The organism is Psychrobacter pacificensis (assembly GCF_018336615.1).
Classification (GTDB): Bacteria; Pseudomonadota; Gammaproteobacteria; order Pseudomonadales; family Moraxellaceae; genus Psychrobacter; species Psychrobacter pacificensis.
Map to the genome: position 1 here is coordinate 312894 of NZ_CP048752.1, position 23184 is coordinate 336077.

11 protein-coding genes, 2 tRNA genes and 5 rRNA genes are annotated in these 23184 nt (G+C 45.0%); 13 read left to right on the plus strand and 5 right to left on the minus strand.

Going from position 1 to position 23184, the window contains the following annotated elements; all coding sequences use genetic code 11:
- Positions 1-135 precede the first annotated feature (135 nt).
- The 8 genes from GYK50_RS01395 to GYK50_RS01430 all read left to right on the plus strand — a co-directional run bounded on the left by GYK50_RS01395 (position 136) and on the right by GYK50_RS01430 (position 10234).
- A 23S ribosomal RNA gene (locus GYK50_RS01395) occupies positions 136-2986 on the plus strand.
- Between the two features lie 163 nt (positions 2987-3149).
- A 5S ribosomal RNA gene (gene rrf, locus GYK50_RS01400) occupies positions 3150-3263 on the plus strand.
- A gap of 710 nt (positions 3264-3973) precedes the next feature.
- Positions 3974-5514: ribosomal RNA gene (locus GYK50_RS01405) — 16S ribosomal RNA — on the plus strand.
- A 73-nt stretch (positions 5515-5587) separates the two neighbouring features.
- Positions 5588-5664: transfer RNA gene (locus GYK50_RS01410), tRNA-Ile, on the plus strand.
- Positions 5665-5761: 97 nt separating this feature from the next.
- Positions 5762-5837: transfer RNA gene (locus GYK50_RS01415), tRNA-Ala, on the plus strand.
- Positions 5838-6177: 340 nt separating this feature from the next.
- Positions 6178-9028: ribosomal RNA gene (locus tag GYK50_RS01420) — 23S ribosomal RNA — on the plus strand.
- A gap of 162 nt (positions 9029-9190) precedes the next feature.
- Positions 9191-9304 (plus strand): 5S ribosomal RNA (gene rrf, locus GYK50_RS01425).
- Together the 16S, 23S and 5S rRNA genes with 2 tRNA genes alongside form the textbook arrangement of a ribosomal RNA operon.
- A gap of 219 nt (positions 9305-9523) precedes the next feature.
- Positions 9524-10234 (plus strand): hypothetical protein, encoded by a 711-nt coding sequence (locus tag GYK50_RS01430; protein WP_186475374.1) that lies wholly within the window; start codon positions 9524-9526, stop codon positions 10232-10234.
- A gap of 308 nt (positions 10235-10542) precedes the next feature.
- Here the strand turns inward: GYK50_RS01430 and GYK50_RS01435 are convergent, their stop codons facing one another.
- Positions 10543-11436 carry a pirin family protein gene (locus tag GYK50_RS01435; protein ID WP_186475375.1) on the minus strand — a complete coding sequence of 298 codons (894 nt, stop codon included), beginning with the start codon at positions 11434-11436 and terminating at the stop codon, positions 10543-10545.
- 284 nt (positions 11437-11720) lie between these two features.
- Between GYK50_RS01435 and GYK50_RS01440 the strand changes: the two genes are divergently transcribed.
- Positions 11721-12773 (plus strand): 5'-nucleotidase, encoded by a 1053-nt coding sequence (locus tag GYK50_RS01440; RefSeq protein WP_186475376.1) that lies wholly within the window; start codon positions 11721-11723, stop codon positions 12771-12773.
- A 40-nt stretch (positions 12774-12813) separates the two neighbouring features.
- Complete coding sequence (locus tag GYK50_RS01445; protein WP_212564106.1) at positions 12814-13419, plus strand: rhomboid family intramembrane serine protease; 606 nt, start codon at positions 12814-12816, stop codon at positions 13417-13419.
- Between the two features lie 52 nt (positions 13420-13471).
- Here the strand turns inward: GYK50_RS01445 and GYK50_RS01450 are convergent, their stop codons facing one another.
- The 4 genes from GYK50_RS01450 to GYK50_RS01465 all read right to left on the minus strand — a co-directional run bounded on the left by GYK50_RS01450 (position 13472) and on the right by GYK50_RS01465 (position 19383).
- On the minus strand, positions 13472-14005 hold the full coding sequence (locus GYK50_RS01450) for a hypothetical protein (RefSeq protein ID WP_093070463.1): 534 nt from the start codon (positions 14003-14005) through the stop codon (positions 13472-13474).
- Positions 14006-14144: 139 nt separating this feature from the next.
- Positions 14145-16013 (minus strand): sodium:solute symporter family protein, encoded by a 1869-nt coding sequence (locus GYK50_RS01455; RefSeq protein ID WP_212564107.1) that lies wholly within the window; start codon positions 16011-16013, stop codon positions 14145-14147.
- A gap of 4 nt (positions 16014-16017) precedes the next feature.
- On the minus strand, positions 16018-16278 hold the full coding sequence (locus GYK50_RS01460) for a DUF4212 domain-containing protein (protein ID WP_071002865.1): 261 nt from the start codon (positions 16276-16278) through the stop codon (positions 16018-16020).
- Between the two features lie 1467 nt (positions 16279-17745).
- Positions 17746-19383 carry an electron transfer flavoprotein-ubiquinone oxidoreductase gene (locus tag GYK50_RS01465; RefSeq protein ID WP_212564479.1) on the minus strand — a complete coding sequence of 546 codons (1638 nt, stop codon included), beginning with the start codon at positions 19381-19383 and terminating at the stop codon, positions 17746-17748.
- Between the two features lie 453 nt (positions 19384-19836).
- Between GYK50_RS01465 and GYK50_RS01470 the strand changes: the two genes are divergently transcribed.
- From GYK50_RS01470 to GYK50_RS01480, 3 genes are all read left to right on the plus strand, one after another.
- A complete protein-coding gene (locus GYK50_RS01470; protein ID WP_212564108.1) occupies positions 19837-20520 on the plus strand; it encodes a DUF1285 domain-containing protein in 684 nt (227 codons plus the stop codon).
- Between the two features lie 275 nt (positions 20521-20795).
- Positions 20796-21686, plus strand: a complete 891-nt coding sequence (gene murI, locus GYK50_RS01475; protein WP_420070480.1) for a glutamate racemase — start codon at positions 20796-20798, stop codon at positions 21684-21686.
- A 165-nt stretch (positions 21687-21851) separates the two neighbouring features.
- Complete coding sequence (locus GYK50_RS01480; protein WP_212564109.1) at positions 21852-22955, plus strand: DUF4062 domain-containing protein; 1104 nt, start codon at positions 21852-21854, stop codon at positions 22953-22955.
- The last annotated feature ends 229 nt before the right edge of the window (positions 22956-23184 follow it).

Consider the following 23184-nt stretch of genomic DNA (forward strand, 5'->3'; position numbering starts at 1 on the left):
ACATTGTTTGTTATCCCAGGGGTGAGTTATTAAAAAAGTAAAGAGAACTGAATCAAGCGTATAAACATAGGTGATATCGTTATCATAATTAGATTGTATGACACATAGAAGTCGAAAGACTACTTGGGGTTGTATGGTCAAGTAATGAAGCGCACATGGTGGATGCCTTGGCAGTCAGAGGCGATGAAAGACGTGACAGCCTGCGATAAGCTTCGGGGAGGCGGCAATATCCTGTGATCCGGAGATTTCTGAATGGGGAAACCCACTTACCATAAGGTAGGTATCCTAATTTATTAGGAAGCGAACGAGGGGAAGTGAAACATCTCAGTACCCTTAGGAAAAGACATCAATTGAGATTCCCCTAGTAGCGGCGAGCGAACGGGGAGAAGCCGATTAATGCTAATGTAGAAGAACAGCGTGGGAAAGCTGACCATAGTAGGTGATAGTCCTGTATTCGAAACATTAGCGTTAACATATTAAGTAGAGCGGGGCACGAGAAATCCTGTTTGAAGATGGGGGGACCATCCTCCAAGGCTAAATACTCCTGACTGACCGATAGTGAACCAGTACCGTGAGGGAAAGGCGAAAAGAACCCCTGTGAGGGGAGTGAAATAGAACCTGAAACCGTGTGCGTACAAGCAGTGGGAGCCCACTTGTTGGGTGACCGCGTACCTTTTGTATAATGGGTCAGCGACTTATATTCTGTAGCAAGGTTAACCGTTTAGGGGAGCCGTAGGGAAACCGAGTCTTAATAGGGCGACTAGTTGCAGGGTATAGACCCGAAACCGAGTGATCTATCCATGAGCAGGTTGAAAGTGCCGTAACAGGCACCGGAGGACCGAACCCACTGTCGTTGAAAAGCCAGGGGATGACTTGTGGATAGGGGTGAAAGGCTAATCAAACTCGGTGATAGCTGGTTCTCCCCGAAAGCTATTTAGGTAGCGCCTCGGACGAACACCATTGGGGTAGAGCACTGTTTCGGCTAGGGGTCATACCGACTTACCAAACCGATGCAAACTCCGAATACCGATGAGTGATATCCGGGAGACACACGGTGGGTGCTAACGTCCATCGTGGAGAGGAAACAACCCAGACCGCCAGCTAAGGCCCCAAATTCCTAGTTAAGTGGGAAACGAGGTGGGAAGGCATAGACAGCTAGGAGGTTGGCTTAGAAGCAGCCATCCTTTAAAGAAAGCGTAATAGCTCACTAGTCGAGTCGGCCCGCGCGGAAGATGTAACGGGGCTCAAACTAGGAGCCGAAGCTGCGGATTTGAATTTGTTTTCAAGTGGTAGGGGAGCGTTGTGTAAGCCTGTGAAGGTGTGTTGTAAAGCATGCTGGAGGTATCACAAGAGCGAATGCTGACGTGAGTAACGATAATGGGTGTGAAAAGCATCCACGCCGGAAGATCAAGGGTTCCAGTCCAACGTTAATCGGGGCTGGGTGAGTCGACCCCTAAGGCGAGGCCGAAAGGCGTAGTCGATGGGAAATCGGTTAATATTCCGATACTTGTTTATAATGCGATGGAGGGACGGAGAAGGTTATGTCAGCCTGGCGTTGGTTGTCCAGGTGAAAGGATGTAGGTTTATAGCTTAGGTAAATCCGGGCTATTCTATACCGAGATCTGATAGCAAGCTGTACATGTACAGCGAAGTGGCAAATACCATGCTTCGGAAAAGCTTCTAAGCAATAGTTATAAACGAATCGTACCCTAAACCGACACAGGTGATCAGGTAGAGAATACCAAGGCGCTTGAGAGAACTCTGCTGAAGGAACTAGGCAAAATGGTACCGTAACTTCGGGAGAAGGTACGCTGTTGGTGGTGATAGGACTTGCTCCTTGAGCTGCTGGCAGTCGCAGATACCAGGCTGCTGCAACTGTTTATTAAAAACACAGCACTCTGCAAACACGAAAGTGGACGTATAGGGTGTGATGTCTGCCCGGTGCTGGAAGGTTAATTGATGGGCTTAGCGTAAGCGAAGGTCTTGATCGAAGCCCCAGTAAACGGCGGCCGTAACTATAACGGTCCTAAGGTAGCGAAATTCCTTGTCGGGTAAGTTCCGACCTGCACGAATGACATAATGATGGCAGCGCTGTCTCCAGCAGAGACTCAGTGAAATCGAAATCGCAGTGAAGATGCTGTGTACCCGCGGCTAGACGGAAAGACCCCGTGAACCTTTACTACAGCTTTACATTGAACTTTGACCTGACTTGTGCAGGATAGGTGGGAGGCTTTGAAACCGAGACGCCAGTCTTGGTGGAGCCATCCTTGAAATACCACCCTGGTCATGTTGGGGTTCTAACTCAGGTATCACAATACCGAGGACAATGTATGGTGGGTAGTTTGACTGGGGCGGTCTCCTCCTAAAGAGTAACGGAGGAGTACGAAGGTGCGCTCAGACCGGTCGGAAATCGGTCGAAGAGTATAAAGGCAAAAGCGCGCTTAACTGCGAGACCCACAAGTCGAGCAGGTACGAAAGTAGGTCTTAGTGATCCGGTGGTTCTGTATGGAAGGGCCATCGCTCAACGGATAAAAGGTACTCTGGGGATAACAGGCTGATACCGCCCAAGAGTTCATATCGACGGCGGTGTTTGGCACCTCGATGTCGGCTCATCTCATCCTAGGGCTGAAGCAGGTCCTAAGGGTATGGCTGTTCGCCATTTAAAGAGGTACGCGAGCTGGGTTTAGAACGTCGTGAGACAGTTCGGTCCCTATCTACCGTGGGCGTTGGAAATTTGAGAGGATCTGCTCCTAGTACGAGAGGACCAGAGTGGACGAACCACTGGTGTTCGGGTTGTCATGCCAATGGCATTGCCCGGTAGCTACGTTCGGATGGGATAACCGCTGAAAGCATCTAAGCGGGAAGCCCACCTCAAGATTAGATTTCCCTAAAGAGCCGTTCAAGACTAGGACGTTGATAGGCAGGGTGTGGAAGCACAGTGATGTGTGTAGCTAACCTGTACTAATTGCTCGTTTGGCTTGACCATACAACACCCAAGTGGTTTGTATCAAGTCTAATTAATCTATCTTGTATAGCCCAGGCTATAGAAACAGACAGAAACATTTCGATATCACCGTTAACCTTGATTCAGTTAGGTTACGTGGTACTTATCAAAAGTCACACAAACAGACTCATATCTAACCCCCTTTGCTGACGACAATAGCGCGATGGCACCACCTGATCCCTTCCCGAACTCAGAAGTGAAACATCGTTGCGCCAATGGTAGTGTGGTTCGCCCATGTGAGAGTAGGTCATCGTCAGCTCCTTATTCCTGATTAGCCCCCTAATTTAACCGTTAGGGGGCTTTTCTTTGTCGGCATTTTAATAATAATTTCCTGATCAATAGGTTCTCATTTTATTTGGCAAAATAATTATAAAAAAGGGTCAATTAGCCTTGACCCAGCCTCAAACCCGCGTATAATGCTTCCCAGTCGAAAGGGAAGTGGTGAGAAAGCTTAAGCGATTAAGTTATTTCAAACTAATTAAAAATACTTCTTGACTAAATCAATAAAGGGTCTATAATACGCCCTCATCAGACGAACTGGCAGTGAGAGATGTGTCAATTACACATTAATAACGCGGTTAACCTGGCGAAACAAATTATAAAAAGTCTTGACAATTCAAATCATTATGATAAGATAGTCGGCTCGCTAGATAGCTTAACCGGAGACGGAAAAGGCAGATAGCGTTAGTAATACCCTATATATCGATGACTGGACGACAGTGATTGAGACTATTTAAAAGCATAACTAAAGAACAACTTGTGTGGATTTTTGCTGATTCAGAATGCTAAAAAATAAAGTTGATCGACTATCTTTTTGGTAGAACACCAACTATAAAAATTATCATTTAAGACAGCAGAAAAACTCAAAGTTAATTCATTACGAACATAATTACGAGCGATTTTGCCAGATTAAATGAGCCAAGATTAGAAGTCGTCTTCCTATTTATAGGTAAAGGCTTCAGATAGATTAAACTGAAGAGTTTGATCATGGCTCAGATTGAACGCTGGCGGCAGGCTTAACACATGCAAGTCGAGCGGAAACGATGATAGCTTGCTATCAGGCGTCGAGCGGCGGACGGGTGAGTAATACTTAGGAATCTACCTAGTAGTGGGGGATAGCTCGGGAAACTCGAATTAATACCGCATACGTCCTACGGGAGAAAGCAGGGGATCATTAGACCTTGCGCTATTAGATGAGCCTAAGTCGGATTAGCTAGATGGTGGGGTAAAGGCCTACCATGGCGACGATCTGTAGCTGGTCTGAGAGGATGATCAGCCACACCGGGACTGAGACACGGCCCGGACTCCTACGGGAGGCAGCAGTGGGGAATATTGGACAATGGGGGGAACCCTGATCCAGCCATGCCGCGTGTGTGAAGAAGGCCTTTTGGTTGTAAAGCACTTTAAGCAGTGAAGAAGACTCTTCGGTTAATACCCGGGGACGATGACATTAGCTGCAGAATAAGCACCGGCTAACTCTGTGCCAGCAGCCGCGGTAATACAGAGGGTGCAAGCGTTAATCGGAATTACTGGGCGTAAAGCGAGCGTAGGTGGCTTGATAAGTCAGATGTGAAATCCCCGGGCTTAACCTGGGAACTGCATCTGAAACTGTTAGGCTAGAGTAGGTGAGAGGGAAGTAGAATTTCAGGTGTAGCGGTGAAATGCGTAGAGATCTGAAGGAATACCGATGGCGAAGGCAGCTTCCTGGCATCATACTGACACTGAGGCTCGAAAGCGTGGGTAGCAAACAGGATTAGATACCCTGGTAGTCCACGCCGTAAACGATGTCTACTAGTCGTTGGGTCCCTTGAGGACTTAGTGACGCAGCTAACGCAATAAGTAGACCGCCTGGGGAGTACGGCCGCAAGGTTAAAACTCAAATGAATTGACGGGGGCCCGCACAAGCGGTGGAGCATGTGGTTTAATTCGATGCAACGCGAAGAACCTTACCTGGTCTTGACATACACAGAATCTTGTAGAGATATGAGAGTGCCTTCGGGAATTGTGATACAGGTGCTGCATGGCTGTCGTCAGCTCGTGTCGTGAGATGTTGGGTTAAGTCCCGCAACGAGCGCAACCCTTGTCCTTAGTTACCAGCACTTCGGGTGGGAACTCTAAGGATACTGCCAGTGACAAACTGGAGGAAGGCGGGGACGACGTCAAGTCAGTCATCATGGCCCTTACGACCAGGGCTACACACGTGCTACAATGGTAGGTACAGAGGGCAGCTACACAGCGATGTGATGCGAATCTCAAAAAGCCTATCGTAGTCCAGATTGGAGTCTGCAACTCGACTCCATGAAGTAGGAATCGCTAGTAATCGCGGATCAGAATGCCGCGGTGACTACGTTCCGGGCCTTGTACACACCGCCCGTCACACCATGGGAGTTGATTGCACCAGAAGTGGTTAGCCTAACTTAGTGAGGGCGATCACCACGGTGTGGTTGATGACTGGGGTGAAGTCGTAACAAGGTAGCCGTAGGGGAACCTGCGGCTGGATCACCTCCTTATAGACAGCATTCGCTCAGCAAGAATTCACAACAAGTTGTTCTTTAGTTTAAGCTTACGTTTTAGGACGTATTAGGGTCTGTAGCTCAGCTGGTTAGAGCACCGTGTTGATAACGCGGGGGTCAGTGGTTCGAGTCCACTTAGACCCACCATTATTAAATGTAGGTGAAAGAGCCCTAAGTAAATCCGCTTTAAGGGATTTCCTCTTGCGCTCGGATCGAAGCAGTGCTTCGATTGTATCCTCGCTCAGGGGCCATAGCTCAGTTGGTAGAGCGCCTGCCTTGCACGCAGGAGGTCAACGGTTCGACTCCGTTTGGCTCCACCACTACATACAGCTAAGCTTAGCGTGCTAAATAAAATAGGTATCAAATAGAAACAAGTGATTTGCACACGATTACTTCTTTCTGTTTTATACAGAAAACTATGACTCGACGAGAGCATAGGAACTATTTAAAAACATAGATATGAGTCTGGGTTAGGATGAGCGTATTCACGCGCCCATCTTAACCTTAATAACTCACCTCTTAACGACATTGTTTGTTATCCCAGGGGTGAGTTATTAAAAAAGTAAAGAGAACTGAATCAAGCGTATAAACATAGGTGATATCGTTATCATAATTAGATTGTATGACACATAGAAGTCGAAAGACTACTTGGGGTTGTATGGTCAAGTAATGAAGCGCACATGGTGGATGCCTTGGCAGTCAGAGGCGATGAAAGACGTGACAGCCTGCGATAAGCTTCGGGGAGGCGGCAATATCCTGTGATCCGGAGATTTCTGAATGGGGAAACCCACTTACCATAAGGTAGGTATCCTAATTTATTAGGAAGCGAACGAGGGGAAGTGAAACATCTCAGTACCCTTAGGAAAAGACATCAATTGAGATTCCCTAGTAGCGGCGAGCGAACGGGGAGAAGCCGATTAATGCTAATGTAGAAGAACAGCGTGGGAAAGCTGACCATAGTAGGTGATAGTCCTGTATTCGAAACATTAGCGTTAACATATTAAGTAGAGCGGGGCACGAGAAATCCTGTTTGAAGATGGGGGGACCATCCTCCAAGGCTAAATACTCCTGACTGACCGATAGTGAACCAGTACCGTGAGGGAAAGGCGAAAAGAACCCCTGTGAGGGGAGTGAAATAGAACCTGAAACCGTGTGCGTACAAGCAGTGGGAGCCCACTTGTTGGGTGACCGCGTACCTTTTGTATAATGGGTCAGCGACTTATATTCTGTAGCAAGGTTAACCGTTTAGGGGAGCCGTAGGGAAACCGAGTCTTAATAGGGCGACTAGTTGCAGGGTATAGACCCGAAACCGAGTGATCTATCCATGAGCAGGTTGAAAGTGCCGTAACAGGCACCGGAGGACCGAACCCACTGTCGTTGAAAAGCCAGGGGATGACTTGTGGATAGGGGTGAAAGGCTAATCAAACTCGGTGATAGCTGGTTCTCCCCGAAAGCTATTTAGGTAGCGCCTCGGACGAACACCATTGGGGGTAGAGCACTGTTTCGGCTAGGGGGTCATACCGACTTACCAAACCGATGCAAACTCCGAATACCGATGAGTGATATCCGGGAGACACACGGTGGGTGCTAACGTCCATCGTGGAGAGGGAAACAACCCAGACCGCCAGCTAAGGCCCCAAATTCCTAGTTAAGTGGGAAACGAGGTGGGAAGGCATAGACAGCTAGGAGGTTGGCTTAGAAGCAGCCATCCTTTAAAGAAAGCGTAATAGCTCACTAGTCGAGTCGGCCCGCGCGGAAGATGTAACGGGGCTCAAACTAGGAGCCGAAGCTGCGGATTTGAATTTGTTTTCAAGTGGTAGGGAGCGTTGTGTAAGCCTGTGAAGGTGTGTTGTAAAGCATGCTGGAGGTATCACAAGAGCGAATGCTGACGTGAGTAACGATAATGGGTGTGAAAAGCATCCACGCCGGAAGATCAAGGGTTCCAGTCCAACGTTAATCGGGGCTGGGTGAGTCGACCCCTAAGGCGAGGCCGAAAGGCGTAGTCGATGGGAAATCGGTTAATATTCCGATACTTGTTTATAATGCGATGGAGGGACGGAGAAGGTTATGTCAGACTGGCGTTGGTTGTCGGTGAAAGGATGTAGGTTTATAGCTTAGGTAAATCCGGGCTATTCTATACCGAGATCTGATAGCAAGCTGTACATGTACAGCGAAGTGGCAAATACCATGCTTCGGGAAAAGCTTCTAAGCAATAGTTATAAACGAATCGTACCCTAAACCGACACAGGTGATCAGGTAGAGAATACCAAGGCGCTTGAGAGAACTCTGCTGAAGGAACTAGGCAAAATGGTACCGTAACTTCGGGAGAAGGTACGCTGTTGGTGGTGATAGGACTTGCTCCTTGAGCTGCTGGCAGTCGCAGATACCGAGCTGCTGCAACTGTTTATTAAAAACACAGCACTCTGCAAACACGAAAGTGGACGTATAGGGTGTGATGTCTGCCCGGTGCTGGAAGGTTAATTGATGGGCTTAGCGTAAGCGAAGGTCTTGATCGAAGCCCCAGTAAACGGCGGCCGTAACTATAACGGTCCTAAGGTAGCGAAATTCCTTGTCGGGTAAGTTCCGACCTGCACGAATGACATAATGATGGCAGCGCTGTCTCCAGCAGAGACTCAGTGAAATCGAAATCGCAGTGAAGATGCTGTGTACCCGCGGCTAGACGGAAAGACCCCGTGAACCTTTACTACAGCTTTACATTGAACTTTGACCTGACTTGTGCAGGATAGGTGGGAGGCTTTGAAACCGAGACGCCAGTCTTGGTGGAGCCATCCTTGAAATACCACCATGGTCATGTTGGGGTTCTAACTCAGGTATCACAATACCGAGGACAATGTATGGTGGGTAGTTTGACTGGGGCGGTCTCCTCCTAAAGAGTAACGGAGGAGTACGAAGGTGCGCTCAGACCGGTCGGAAATCGGTCGAAGAGTATAAAGGCAAAAGCGCGCTTAACTGCGAGACCCACAAGTCGAGCAGGTACGAAAGTAGGTCTTAGTGATCCGGTGGTTCTGTATGGAAGGGCCATCGCTCAACGGATAAAAGGTACTCTGGGGATAACAGGCTGATACCGCCCAAGAGTTCATATCGACGGCGGTGTTTGGCACCTCGATGTCGGCTCATCTCATCCTAGGGCTGAAGCAGGTCCCAAGGGTATGGCTGTTCGCCATTTAAAGAGGTACGCGAGCTGGGTTTAGAACGTCGTGAGACAGTTCGGTCCCTATCTACCGTGGGCGTTGGAAATTTGAGAGGATCTGCTCCTAGTACGAGAGGACCAGAGTGGACGAACCACTGGTGTTCGGGTTGTCATGCCAATGGCATTGCCCGGTAGCTACGTTCGGATGGGATAACCGCTGAAAGCATCTAAGCGGGAAGCCCACCTCAAGATTAGATTTCCCCAAAGAGCCGTTCAAGACTAGGACGTTGATAGGCAGGGTGTGGAAGCACAGTGATGTGTGTAGCTAACCTGTACTAATTGCTCGTTTGGCTTGACCATACAACACCCAAGTGGTTTGTATCAAGTCTAATTAATCTATCTTATATAGCCTAGGCTATAGAAACAGACAGAATATTTCGATATCACCGTTAACCTTGATTCAGTTAGGGTAAGTGGTACTTATTAAAAGTCACACAAACAGACTCATATCTAACCCCCTTTGCTGACGACAATAGCGCGATGGCACCACCTGATCCCTTCCCGAACTCAGAAGTGAAACATCGTTGCGCCAATGGTAGTGTGGTTTGCCCATGTGAGAGTAGGTCATCGTCAGCTCCTTATTCCTGATTAGCCCCCTTAACTTAATTGTTAAGGGGGCTTTTTTTATCTGATTGTTTAGAGATTAGAAAGATTGCTTAATAGTTTTGAATATTACATTATATAGATATCTTATACAGTGCATAATGCAATCTGAATTTTTAAGCTATAAAGATAAAATATCAAAAATAAATATAATAAGTTCAAATTACTCATTTGAAGAGGATGTATTCGTAAATGGAAAATAATAATACAGTGTGGATTCCCGTGTCAGGACTAGTACTAATTACGATTATAACTTTTGTGTATATTTACTTTTTCGGTACTAACTTCTCTTTAGAACATACTTCTTGGGCTGAATTTGGCTCTTTTTTTGGTGGGGTTCTAAGTCCACTTATAGCTTTGCTTGCTATTATAATGTTATATAAGACTTTGACTTCTCAAATACTGGAATTTAAAGAATCAGTTACTTACTTAGCGAGAACAGCAAAAATTGCTGCTGATGACTTAGAGTTGACGAGACAGCAAACTCAAGATAATGAAACATTATCAGTTCTTGCGAATGCAGAAGTCCAAATTTCATTCTTATTAGATTGTGTTATTTCTGAAGAAAGAACACAGCCTAGATTGAAAATATTTCATATGTGTATCGAAAGCGCTCGGTTAGATAATCCTTTGAGTTGGAGTGATAGCTATGTAGAGTTTGTAAATACTGCACAACAAGAGGGTTCAGTGGTTTGGTCATATGTCTATTCTTTGACCGAAGTTACAGAAAGTATGGTAGAAATACTCCAGGACTATAGTAGCAATCATTCAGGCAAGTTCTCGCCAACGATTTTGTATTATCATGGTAGGTTATTACCTATAATAAAACTGCTAAATGACTGTAAGTTTATAACGGATGAGCGCAGAAAGCAGATCATACAGATAGTAGATATGCATAAATAAAGAAACTATGCAGTATGAAAGTTTTACATATAACTTAAAATAGCCATTAAGTCTAAAAAATAAGCTGAAAATTAAACCCTAACTGCTGTATTTTAAGCTACTTTATATGATCGGTATATTATCTACTCTCTACGATTAGCTTCAGTGTTCTAAGAAATTCAGTATTCAATTCACGTCTTACGATAATTGACGTTTAGTAATGACCATAAATAACTAAAGCCAGAATCTCTCCCACCAAAAAAGCCCATATTAGGAAACTAATATGGGCTTTAACATCCAGTAAAGTATCTAACAAACTAGCCTAGCCATCAAGCCCCTTCACCAAACTTACCACTTTGGAAGTCAGTGACCGCTTGCATGATTTCTTGCTGACTGTTCATGACAAAGGGACCGTATTGCACAATCGGCTCGCGTAGTGGGCGGCCCGTGATTAAGATTACTTTGGTATCCTCACTACTATCGGCTGTGATTGTAACACCGTCGGCATCTTCGTCATTTTTCAAGATAGCCATGTTTTTAGTCAGCACGGTTTCGCCTGCAATATCCACCGTACCGCGGTACACAAAGGCAAACGCATTGTGATCGGCTGGAATGGCTTGGTTAAAGCTAGTCCCTGCAGGTAGATGAATATCCAAATACGTCGGCTCAGTAATATCGCGGGTGACTGCACCTTCTACGCCATGCGATCTACCTGCGATTACCGTAACGTCTACGCCATCTACAGTTGTGTATTTAGGCAAGTCCTCACTTTGGAAGTCTTTATACCACGGATTATTCATTTTATCTTTGGCAGGTAGATTAAGCCACAGCTGAAAGCCTTCCATCGCGCCGTCTTCTTGTTCCGGTAGCTCTGAATGAATAACACCGCTCGCCGCTGTCATCCACTGCACGCCGCCGTTCTGTAATAGCCCTTCGTTACCCGCGCTATCACGATGACGCATACGGCCTGTAATCATATAAGTAATGGTTTCAAAGCCGCGATGCGGGTGATTGGGGAACCCTGCGACATAATCATCTGGATTGTCACTTTTGAAGTTATCTAGCATCAAGTACGGATCGAGGCGCTGTTGCAGCTGCTGCGTCAGTACGCGAGTGAGTTTAACACCAGCACCGTCTTGGGTATCAACCCCAGCAAAAAGCTGCTCGATTTGACGCGATTGGGTAACGGTGTCTTTTTTGCTATTCGCTACAGTATTATTCATTATTCTTTCCTGATTTTTTAATATCTGTTGGTGAGCATTGATTTATTACTCTTAGCTATTTATTTGAGGCCAAAGGGGTATATTTCAATAGTATTATATAATTTATATTAATAGGTAATAACGATAATTAAGTATTATTTAATAAATTATCAGTACATTATCAGTACAAAAGGGATTACTATTAAAGAGTAGCCAATAATAAAAATCTTACTTACCTACTGAGGTTTAGTTGCTAAACTGATGAGCATTAACCAATACCATGCTTAGAATAGAGAACGGATAATATGGCAGTCGATTTAACCAATACTTTAATAGTGGCTATATCAGCGACAGCATTGTTTGATTTAACGGAGTCTGAGAACCACCTTTTACAGCTACTACAGCAGCGCCCTGACGAGGCAGTAAAGGAGTTTCGCGATTATATGGCGAAGCGTGAAGATCAGCCATTAGATAGTGGTGCAGGATATCCATTAATCAAAGCACTGCTCAATCTAAATAATTACTGTAACGACTGTCTATCAGCGGATTTAACGACTGAGTCGCCACTTGTGGAAGTCGTCATCGTCTCAAAGAGCAGTCCTGATACTGGCATTCAAGTGCTCAATGCCATTCGTGACAACGGTTTGAATATTTCACGTTCCGCCTTTGTATCCGGAAGTCCTGTCGCTCCATATATCAAAGATTTTAATGTCGATCTGTTTTTGACGACCAATCGCGAAGATGCGCAGCAAGTGGCGGATGCCAATATCTGTGCCTGTGCCATATTAGACGCTACTCCTGTCAATACCTATAAGTTAGATACGGATCAGCTACGTATTGCCTTCGATGGCGATGCGGTATTGTTTGATGATTCTGGCGAGTTACTCTATAAGCAAAAGGGGCTACGAGCTTTTCACGATCGTGAAGTAAAAATGCGTGATTTACCGATTGAAAAAGGCCCTTACGCTGAGCTATTGATCAAACTGTCAAATTTACAGGAACGTTTACCGGCTGGTTTACAGTATTCGCCAATCAAAATTGCGCTTGTGACCGCCCGTAATGCACCTGCTGATTTGCGCGCTATTAAAACGCTGCGAGAGTGGGGCGTGAATGTCGATATGGCATTTTTTTTAGGAGGGCTGGAAAAAACAGCAGTGCTTAGGACATTTGCACCGCATATATTCTTTGATGATTCAATCAAGCATATCGATGCAGCACGTCGATTTATACCTACAGCCTTGGTTCCTTATCGTTCGACGTCGTTACTGCACGGTGATAGCTATCTAACTAACGATAAAGATGCAACATTATTGTCATTCAAGCCTGCTGTGCGCCCACTATTTGTAGTAAATCATTGAGCATGTACAGATAAGCGAAATTTAAACAATAGGATGGTATATGAATTGGCAGCAATTGCTCAACTTGATTGTGGCGCGAATAAAGCAGGTTGTTGGTTTATACGCTTTTGTACTCATACCGATGTGGGGCATGTTTTTTCTGAATGAAAGCGTGCTATTTGGACTGTGGAATATCTTTGGAATTGTACCGCGCGCGTTAGATGTGGGTAGCATGATCGGAGTATTCGCCTCATGGACGATGCATGGCAACTTGTCACACTTAATTGGCAACACAGTAACACTACTACAAATTTTGTTTTTGTTCGGATTATTTGAGAAAAACGCTTACCGTACCATTATCAAACTGGTCATCGCTTCAGGATTGGTTACTTGGGTGATTGGGTCACCATCCTCTATTCATATCGGTGCATCAGGATTATGTTTTGCGATGTTTGGTTACATGATAGGCGGCGCATTATTTGCGCGGCGTTGGGGCTATTTATTGGCCTGTATTATCATGGGAACAGGTTACTGGCTGACCATCAAGCAAGGTCTGATGCCGCAGCCGGGAGTCTCTTTTGCCGCACATTTTGGGGGATTGTGCGCAGGGTTACTGCTGGGCGCAACTTCCAAGCATCACTATACCAGTGTCAGTCGCCATCAATAAGTGCTTAAGGCTGCTGATTTAACCATCTTGTCATGGTGTGGTTTTACTGGTTTTACTGACAAACACTCAAAAACAAAGGATCGTCAGTAGTTAGCGGTCGCCATTGGGTGGTATTTGCCACATATTCTCTCAAGCCAAGCTCACGATCTTTGGCTACAGGTATCCTATAATCGGCACGTGCAGGCGCACGGCAATCAATCACTTGTGGTATCTGCTGTACACTCATACGCCGTTCAAACAAATATAAATTGACCAAATATAGACCCTGATCGGCACTGCGCGCACGTTCGTTGTCAACAGCCATAAAGCGCACGGTCTGAGGCTTTAGGTAAGACCAAGGTCGAAACCAAGCGGTATCCTCGATTTTTTTGACGACGGTGACACCCTCTGGCAGCTGAACCACTTGCTGATCGTACCAGTTGTATTCTTGATGAATCTGAAACGCAAAAATACCGATGGCAGCAAACAATGGAATCAGCCACTTGGGCGCACGCTTTCCTGCCAGTTTGCTCAAATGTGTGATAATCAGTGCCAACCCAGCCATACCAAACCCAGCAGCGATGGTCGCAATAAACTCATAAATCATAAAATAAATCCTCAAAGCGGTGGGTCAATGTGTCAGTTGGTTAATTCATCAATCAAGCAGTGATACCATAAAAAATCACCCACAAGCAGCTATGGCTCATGAGTGATGATCATCTTAACAGATAAAAGCGAAAGTCGGCTTAATGATCAATCGCACCACCTGCGCCGCGTGGGTAACGGACACTTTCGACCAACTCTTGAATCTCTCTTGGAGGCGCTTTGGTACCGTAAGAGACTGCAAAGGCAACCGCAAAGTTCAATAGCGCGCCAATCGCGCCGAATGACAGTGGCGAGACACCAAGAATCCAGTATTCAGCCGTATCAGGTAGGTTGGCCGTACCAGCGATAAAGAACCAGCCTTTGTACATAAAGATATAGACCAAAGTGGTAAATAGGCCTGTGAGCATACCGGCAATCGCGCCGACATTATTGATGCGTTTTGAGAAAATACCCATCATCAAGGCAGGGAAGAGCGACGCCCCTGCGATACCAAAGGCCAGTGCTACCACCTGAGCGGCAAAGCCTGGTGGGTTCATACCCAACCATGTGGCGATCAAAATCGCGACACCCATCGAGATACGCGCCGCCATCAGCTCGCCTTTATCCGTGATATTGGGGTTAAAGTGACCTTTGATCAAGTCATGACTAATGGCTGATGAGATGGCGAGCAGTAGACCTGCGGCGGTTGATAGTGCCGCGGCCAGACCACCTGCTGCGATCAGTCCAACCACCCATGGTGGTAGCTGCGCAATCTCTGGGTTTGCCAATACTAAGATATCGTTATTGACATCTAGCTCGTTACCTGCCCAGCCTGCATCAGCAAAGCGGCCTTCAGCTTCAAGATCGTGTAAGACGCGAGCGGCGTCAACCGCCGTGGTAGCTGCGCCAACATCACCACCTTCGGTTTCGGCATTGGTTAAAGCCAGCTCCGCTGCGCCAAGGCCACTATCGTTATACATCTGAATGCGGCCATCGCCGTTTAGATCGTTATATTTGATTAGACCTGTTTGCTCCCATGTACGCATCCAATCTGGACGTTGGTCATACTCGATCGCAGGCTCATTCACGCCTTGTGGGTAGATAGTATCAAGTAAGTTCAAACGTGCCATAGAGCCTACCGCAGGCGCAGTGAAGTAGAGCAGGGCAATAAAGACCAATGCCCAACCCGCTGACCAGCGCGCATCGGCCACTTTGGGTACGGTAAAAAAGCGAATGATGACGTGCGGCAAGCCTGCTGTACCAATCATCAATGACAACGTAAACAGCACCATATTTAGCTTATTGGGCACATCAGCGGTATACGAGGCAAAGCCTAAATCTGTCACCACTTGATCAAGTTTGGTCAATAGCGGTAAGCCTGATTCTGTATGAGTTGAGAACATACCAAACCCAGGGATCGGGTTGCCCGTCAATTCAAGCGAGATAAAGACCGCAGGAATGGTATAGGCGATAATTAATACCACATACTGCGCCACCTGCGTATAGGTAATCCCTTTCATACCGCCAAGTACCGCGTAAAAGAACACCACAAATGCTGCAATAATCAAACCTGTGTTGTTATCGACTTCCAAAAAGCGCGAAAATGCCACGCCTGCACCCGTCATCTGACCGATAACATAGGTGGTTGACGCAATAATCAAACAAGCAACTGCTACCATGGCTGCGGTCTTAGAATAAAAACGGTCCCCAATAAAATCAGGAACCGTAAATTTACCAAACTTGCGCAAGTAAGGTGCCAGTAGCATGGCCAGTAGCACATAGCCACCTGTCCAGCCCATCAAATAAGAAGACGCACCGTAGCCGCCTGCCGCGAGTAGACCTGCCATAGAAATAAATGACGCTGCACTCATCCAGTCTGCGCCTGTTGCCATACCATTGAGTACGGGGTGTACACCGCCACCTGCCACATAAAAATCGCTGGTCGACCCTGCACGCGCCCAAATCGCAATCCCAAAATATAGCGCGAAAGACAGCCCCACAAAGATAATATTAATTACAAATTGACTCATAAGGCTATTCCTCGTCTAGGCCATATTGTTTATCCAACTTATTCATACGCCACGCGTAAAAAAAGATGATGATAATAAAGATCGCAATAGAGCCTTGCTGCGCAAACCAGAAGCCCAGATCAGTACCGCCAATGGCGATGCCCGCCAATAAAGGCCGTAGCAAAATAGCAAAGCCATAGGAACACAGCGCCCAAACGACTAGGCAACCTAAAATCAGCCGCACATTGGCACGCCAATATCCAGAGGGATCATCATGGTTTTTCATAGGACAACTCCTTTTGTCTTACATAAAACAGGGTGAGTGGTTGGCGATAGCCATTCAATGATGATGTGTACCAATACTTTGTTAATAACACCCAATCTGATTGTAGAAGCTATTAACGGTATATAGATTAGATACAAACCAAGCGATCAAATGGCCGATCAAACCAACAAGTGGATAACGCTTGTTATATTTTTAGCACACTTGTGGTGACTAAAAACAGTAGATAGACAAACGATTACAGGTCGTACATGGTCATTATTACGCGTAAGCATGCGGCGATTGGCCAATCAGTGCTTAACGCTATTGCCATCATCATGAAAAAAAGAGGGAGTGGTGCCGAAGAGAGACAATCCGCTGTCTTTTTTAACTCTTGTCTTCTTGACAAAAGAGAGTATGGCTCGTTCACATGGTGGTTATATCACCATGATGGTTATGGTAGAACGTCATTGGGTAATGATCCAAACGTGTACGCCATAATAGAGTTATATCGATACTATAAGCATCAATCATCTAAACCCTATTGGGAATATATACAAAATCTCAGTAATTCACAATAAGTATATTTCACAAGCTTTTTGTAACAAAATATGTATAAATACAACTACTCAGTATCAAACAGGTAATGTTTTACCCACAGTAAATATCGGATATATGGACAGTTATATGTCAATTTTGTTAAATCCACAACCTTCATGGTGATGTAAAATGCTAAAAAATATGGCTGATTGCTAATATTTTTTATCCCAATAATGATCTTGTCCTCATGTGGATTCGAGTATAACGGTAATCGGACATTGTAGGCAAATTATTACTAATATCGTATTTTTAATTGAAATAAAGGTGATATCCACTATTTAGTAAAACAAAAGTTAATTATTGTGTATGGATACAAATGAATACGGTTATGAAATAGCAGCAATAAATTGAATGTATAGATTTTATGGTTCATAGAATAGGTAAAAAAGAGATAAGCTGAAAGAAATAGCTGCGCTTTAGTCAAAATACCGCCACTTATCGCTAGACTGTACTTCAGCAATGGCCTTTGTCTTTGTGCAGTGAACAATAACCATCAAGCAGTCATCATGATGTTTTTAAGACATGGCTCACTGTAGCCAACTCTCAGCAGCGATTGTGCTGATTGTAAAATCAGCTTATAGAACGGAAAACCATCTTTAATCCTGACAGTTGTGTGAAGCCGAAAGACGAGGCCAATCGTCATGCTTGGATGGATTAGATTCTATTGTCAGAGAGTTTAGAGTTATAAGTAGTAGGTCAACATATAGTCGAACCACTATTAAAGCGTTACAGCGTTAGACTCGTTTAGCCTACTACTGTAGTACTTGCACTCGTCTGCCTTGTACCACTTTTAATATTGATTGACTATAGTCTGCTTAAACGAAAAAACCGCTCTTCTCTTTATACAGAGAAGAGCGGTTTTTATTGATATTTATGATGTAACATCATCTTTTACATGTTTGGATAGTTAGGGCCACCGCCACCTTCTGGGGTTACCCACGTGATGTTCTGTGATGGGTCCTTGATGTCACATGTTTTACAATGCACGCAGTTCTGCGCATTGATGACGAATTTGGCGCCTTCAGCATCTTTGACCACTTCATATACACCCGCTGGACAATACAAGCGTGCAGGCTCAGCATAGAGCGGTAAGTTGATAGAGATAGGCACGGTTGGATCAGTCAGCTTCAGATGCGTTGGTTGATCCTCTGCATGGTTGGTATTTGAGATGAATACCGATGACAATTTATCAAACACCAGCTTGCCATCAGGCTTGAGATAAGTCGGCTGATAAGCATGGTTGGCGCGCTCTAACTGATCGTAATCTGGTACACTATCATGCAAGGTCAGTGGCATTTTGCCTTTTAATAAGTTGTGCTCGATAAAGGTGAAAGCACCGCCCATAAACAGACCCATGCGGTGGATTGCAGGAGAGAAGTTGCGTGCCTCATAGTTGTCTTGATAGAGCCATGATTCTTTGTACATGGTGCTATAAGCAACGACTTCGTCATGCTGACGCTCTGCCTGTAGCGCCTCAAAGATCGCTTCGGCGGCGAGCATGCCTGACTTCATCGAGGTATGGGTGCCTTTGATTTTTGCGGGGTTCAAGAAACCAGCATCATCACCCACCAACACACCGCCTGGGAATGTGAATTTTGGTAATGAGTTAAGCCCGCCTTTAGTCAAAGCACGTGCGCCATAAGAAATACGCTTACCACCTTCTAGAACACGCTTGATAACAGGATGGGTCTTCAAGCGCTGCATCTCATCAAATGGCGACATGTAAGGGTTGTGATAAGACAGATCCGCCACTAAGCCAAAGCTCACTTGGTTGTTTTCATCGAAGTACAACCACCATCCGCCAGTTGAGCCGGTTTCGGTCAACGGCCAGCCAAGACCGTGCATGACCACGCCTTGCTCATGCTTATCAGGCTCGACTTCCCACAGCTCTTTTAGACCGATACCATAATGCTGAGGATCAGAGTCTTTATCTAGATCAAAACGACTGATTAAGCGTTTTCCCAAGTGACCACGGCTGCCTTCGGCAAAAATAGTGTATTTGGCCAGCAGCTCATAGCCAGGCTCAAAGCTAGGCTTGGCTTCGCCGTTGGCAGCCACACCCATATCACCAGTCAAAATCCCTTTTACCGAACCATCGTCATTGTATAAGATGTCATCGGCAGGGAATCCTGGGAACATCATCACTTCAAGCTCTTCTGCCTGTACAGCCAACCAACGAACCACATTGCCTAATGAGACAATGTAGTTACCGTCATTATGCATTGGGCCTGGAATCAATGAGTGCGGTACTTGAGTTGAACGTGTGGCAGAGTTTAGATAATAAAACCGATCTTCCGTCGCTGGTACGTTAAGCGGTGCGCCTTTTTCTTTCCAGTCTGGAATCAGCTCGTTTAGAGCGCGTGGTTCGATGACTGCACCTGATAAGGTATGGGCACCAAACTCGGAGCCTTTTTCGACCACACACACCATAAATTCATCGTTACCGGCTTCAATAGCGAGCTGACGTAAACGAATAGCCGCAGAGAGACCTGCAGGTCCACCACCAACGATGATGACATCGAACTCCATGGACTCACGCTCGATCTCAGGTTCCGGCTCTACGACTGGCGCTGCCGTCTCTGTTACTACTGGTGCGTCAGCGTCTACAGTAGTGCTGTCTACAACTGGCGCTTGATTGTCTTGCTCTTGCATACCTACTCCTAAACTTTAGTGGCTTATCTCAGGGCATCATTAGCGTAACAACCGAATAATAGATTTGCGGCGCTAACGTCACTCAGACATATGGCTGCCCGATAAAAATGTGTCATCAATACAAAATCTACTTGACCATTTCAATAAAAAATCGTTACTCATTATAAAAGAAAAGTCCTACAAACACGATACGCATTTATGAGCAACGGTGTTAAGGTTATATTGAAACAATAAGGGTGTTTAGATGATAAAGCTTCATCATACCCGAAACAAAAATTTATAGTAATAATAGATTTGCCAAACTTTGAATACTAGATAAAGGATTGTGCGATGAATAATGATAACAATTATACTGATGGGAATAACGGAAATAATTTGGAAGCCCCAGTCAATAAGACCTCCAGTCTAAATAATATGAATGCCCTCAGCCAATATCTCAAATCAACCGCTGCCACTCGTGAAGGGAGGGCAATACCGCCGCTTGATAAATGGCATCCGGAAAATATTGCCGATATGGATCTGGTGATAAAAGCAAATGGCGAGTGGTGGCATGAGGGTGGAGAAATGACCAGACAGTCACTCGTCAATCTCTTTGCAACCATTTTGTGGAAAGAAGAGAGTGACGGTGTAACCGAATATTTTTTGAAAACTCCTGTGCAAAAAATTCGTATTCAAGTAGAAGATGTGCCATTGCTGATCAATGATGTCGGTATCGTAAAAGAAAATGAGGTGAGCTGGTTGGAGTTTGTGACCACCACCGGTGACGTGGTTCGCTTGGACGATGAGCATCTCATTAGCTTACAAGCATATCAGCCTGATAATGCCGCAGACCGTATAGATGAGTCGCAAGTACGCCCTTATATGCCAGTAAGAAATGGTCTGAACGCGCTGATTGGACGCAATACCTTTTATCATTTGACGGAGATTGGTGAACTAACAGAGCATGATGGTAAGACGATGTTGACCTTACAAAGCGGTGGGAAGTCTTACTCTATGACTATGCCAGACCATTAAACGTTAATACATCAACAGCAGCATTTATAGATTATGACAATAAAATCCATTTCATCAGTGGAGATGTCATAATACAAGAAACGCAGATATCTCTGATTGAGTAGAAATCAGAGATAATATAGAGATGATGATATGTATCTAAAAATGGCGGTGAAGTAACGATGGCGAGTGCTGCAAATCAGATGACAACAAGTCAGGCAAATATAGAACACACAAATATTTTGGATAGTCATGTGCTGTCAAACACTGCTATTAACAATGCTGGCATGAATGCAATGATTATCGATGCAATCAGCATTGATGATGCCCAACGTGCTCCGATAGGACTATTCGATTCGGGGATTGGCGGCTTATCGGTTTATTTGCATTTAGCCCAGCAACTACCTAATGAGCGCTATATATATTACGCTGATACCTTAAATGTCCCTTATGGCAACCGCGAGAGCGATGATATCGAGTCGCTCACGCTAAAAGCCGTTGAATGGCTGCATAAGCAAGGCTGTAAGCTGATTGTGATCGCTTGTAATAGCGCATCAGCTTATGCCCTAGATACAGCGAGACGATCTTATCCGAATATGCCTATTGTAGGTCTAGTACCAGCGTTAAAGCCTGCGATATTGGCAAGCAACAGCGGTCATGTCGCGGTATTGGCCACGAAGGCGACGCTCAATGGCCGGCTGCTTAATGACGTTATTACCAATTTTGCCAATCCAAATGGTACGGTGGTGACAAAATATTTTGATCCACAGCTGGTACCTTGGGTTGAGGCTGGCATGCCATTACAAGATGAGACCGCGCAGCGCTTGCGCCAACAGCTACGGGCATTTGCTAACGAGGGTATTGACCAGCTAGTGCTCGGCTGTACACATTATCCATTTTTCAAATCGTTTTTATTAGACGAAATTGCGCAGCAGCAGTTGGCCATACAGGTGGTTGACTCTGGGCAAGCCATCGCTGAACGAGTCAAGCAGCTATTGGTCGCAAATCAGATGTCAGCCACTCTTTATAATGAGACAAGTACTCAGGATTTGAGTGCGATTAATAAGACAAATGTCGATATTAGACAGCCATTAATTTTCCATGCGACTAAATATAGTGATAGACTAAGCGCTTTGATTGAGCGTTTACTTGGTCAAGAGACTATACTGCAATACTATTCTGAGTAATGGTGAGCAAAGATATTTATGCAAAAACCTTTATTGCAGCATGGATGTGGTTAAAATACGTCGAATGTATTTTCGCAAGACTGTGCGAGTTGATACAAAACAAGATATTTTTGCTCTATTTCGTTTTATTCCCTTTTATGCCGCAACCTAAGCTCAGAGGTAATCGTGCCACATCGCCGCTATCATATTCATGTTATATGTGCTGACAACGATCAATTATTGGTGTTGGACAGCGTAGCGATATTTTTTCAAGTACGGGCGTTTTTGACTTATGATGTGTCTAGCAAGTTGCCAAAAGCTTCGCTATATGGTCGACAATGTATTGATTCTTGTGATTATGCATTGATGATCATTGGAGACAGTTACGGAGCCGTACAAAAGACAGGCGTGAGCCAAATGCATTTGAGTTACCTGAATGCCAAAGCTAAAGCCAAGCCCCTACTGATTTTCATCAAAAATCACTACCAAGAGACGGGTGTCAGTCGCCAATTACAAGAACTGATTAAACTCGTCTCTAGGCAAGACAATCAGATTTATTACTATGATACAGAGGACGATATCGAAGCGTTACTCGTACAAGCCTACTACAGCGCAGTAGCCAGTCATAAAGTGAGAGGTGGCTGGGTGAGAGCGACTGAGGAGATGATTAAATTTAGTCGACAAACGGTCGCCGAAAGACTTGCTGATCTCTTATCTAAGAATACTAATACCAACACTAATACCAACACCAACACCAATACCAATACTAATACCAATACTAATACTAATACTAATACTAATACTAATACTAATACTAATACTAATACTAATACCAAGAAAGAACGTTCTATTGATGAGGGTTTTGCGGCTGACAATGTTAGCAAACCAATTGTATTGACACAAACGTTTGATGTGCAATATAGTGCTCAAGCTTATGAAGGTGGTAACTTGAAGGATGTTACCAGAGAAGTAATATTATCTTGGCAAGAAGTATTAATCACCTTAATGAAAATACCGTCTACATTTTCGAGCTACGGGCTACAAAATGCCATTAATCGTCTGATCTCCCCAAAAGCTGAGATAGATATCAAAAACGATATGCCAAACGTTCACGCTGTCTCACGCTGCCAAATCTCTCAAGATGATCTCAATAACCTACAACGTCAGCTAGTAAGCGCCAACTGGATACAATTGACGACCTACGGTACACGTTTGTCACAAGAGCTTTGGAAGCTTACTTTTCATGCCAGAAGCCTACTAGAAAATGAAGATTCTCAAACGTCTGAATAAGATCCATCCTCATGACTGCTACCCTTTAATATCATCAAAAATTCTCTGCAGAAATGCTCACGGTGACCATGACTACGTTTTGTAATACAAAGCATACGCGGCAATGGTTGTGAATCGATTCAAGACTCGTGATAATAAGAACCATCAGATACTAATCTTATTTATATTAAAACTGGTATTAAAATTAAAAATGCATAAAACGTATTACACTATTGACCGATTAAGGAGA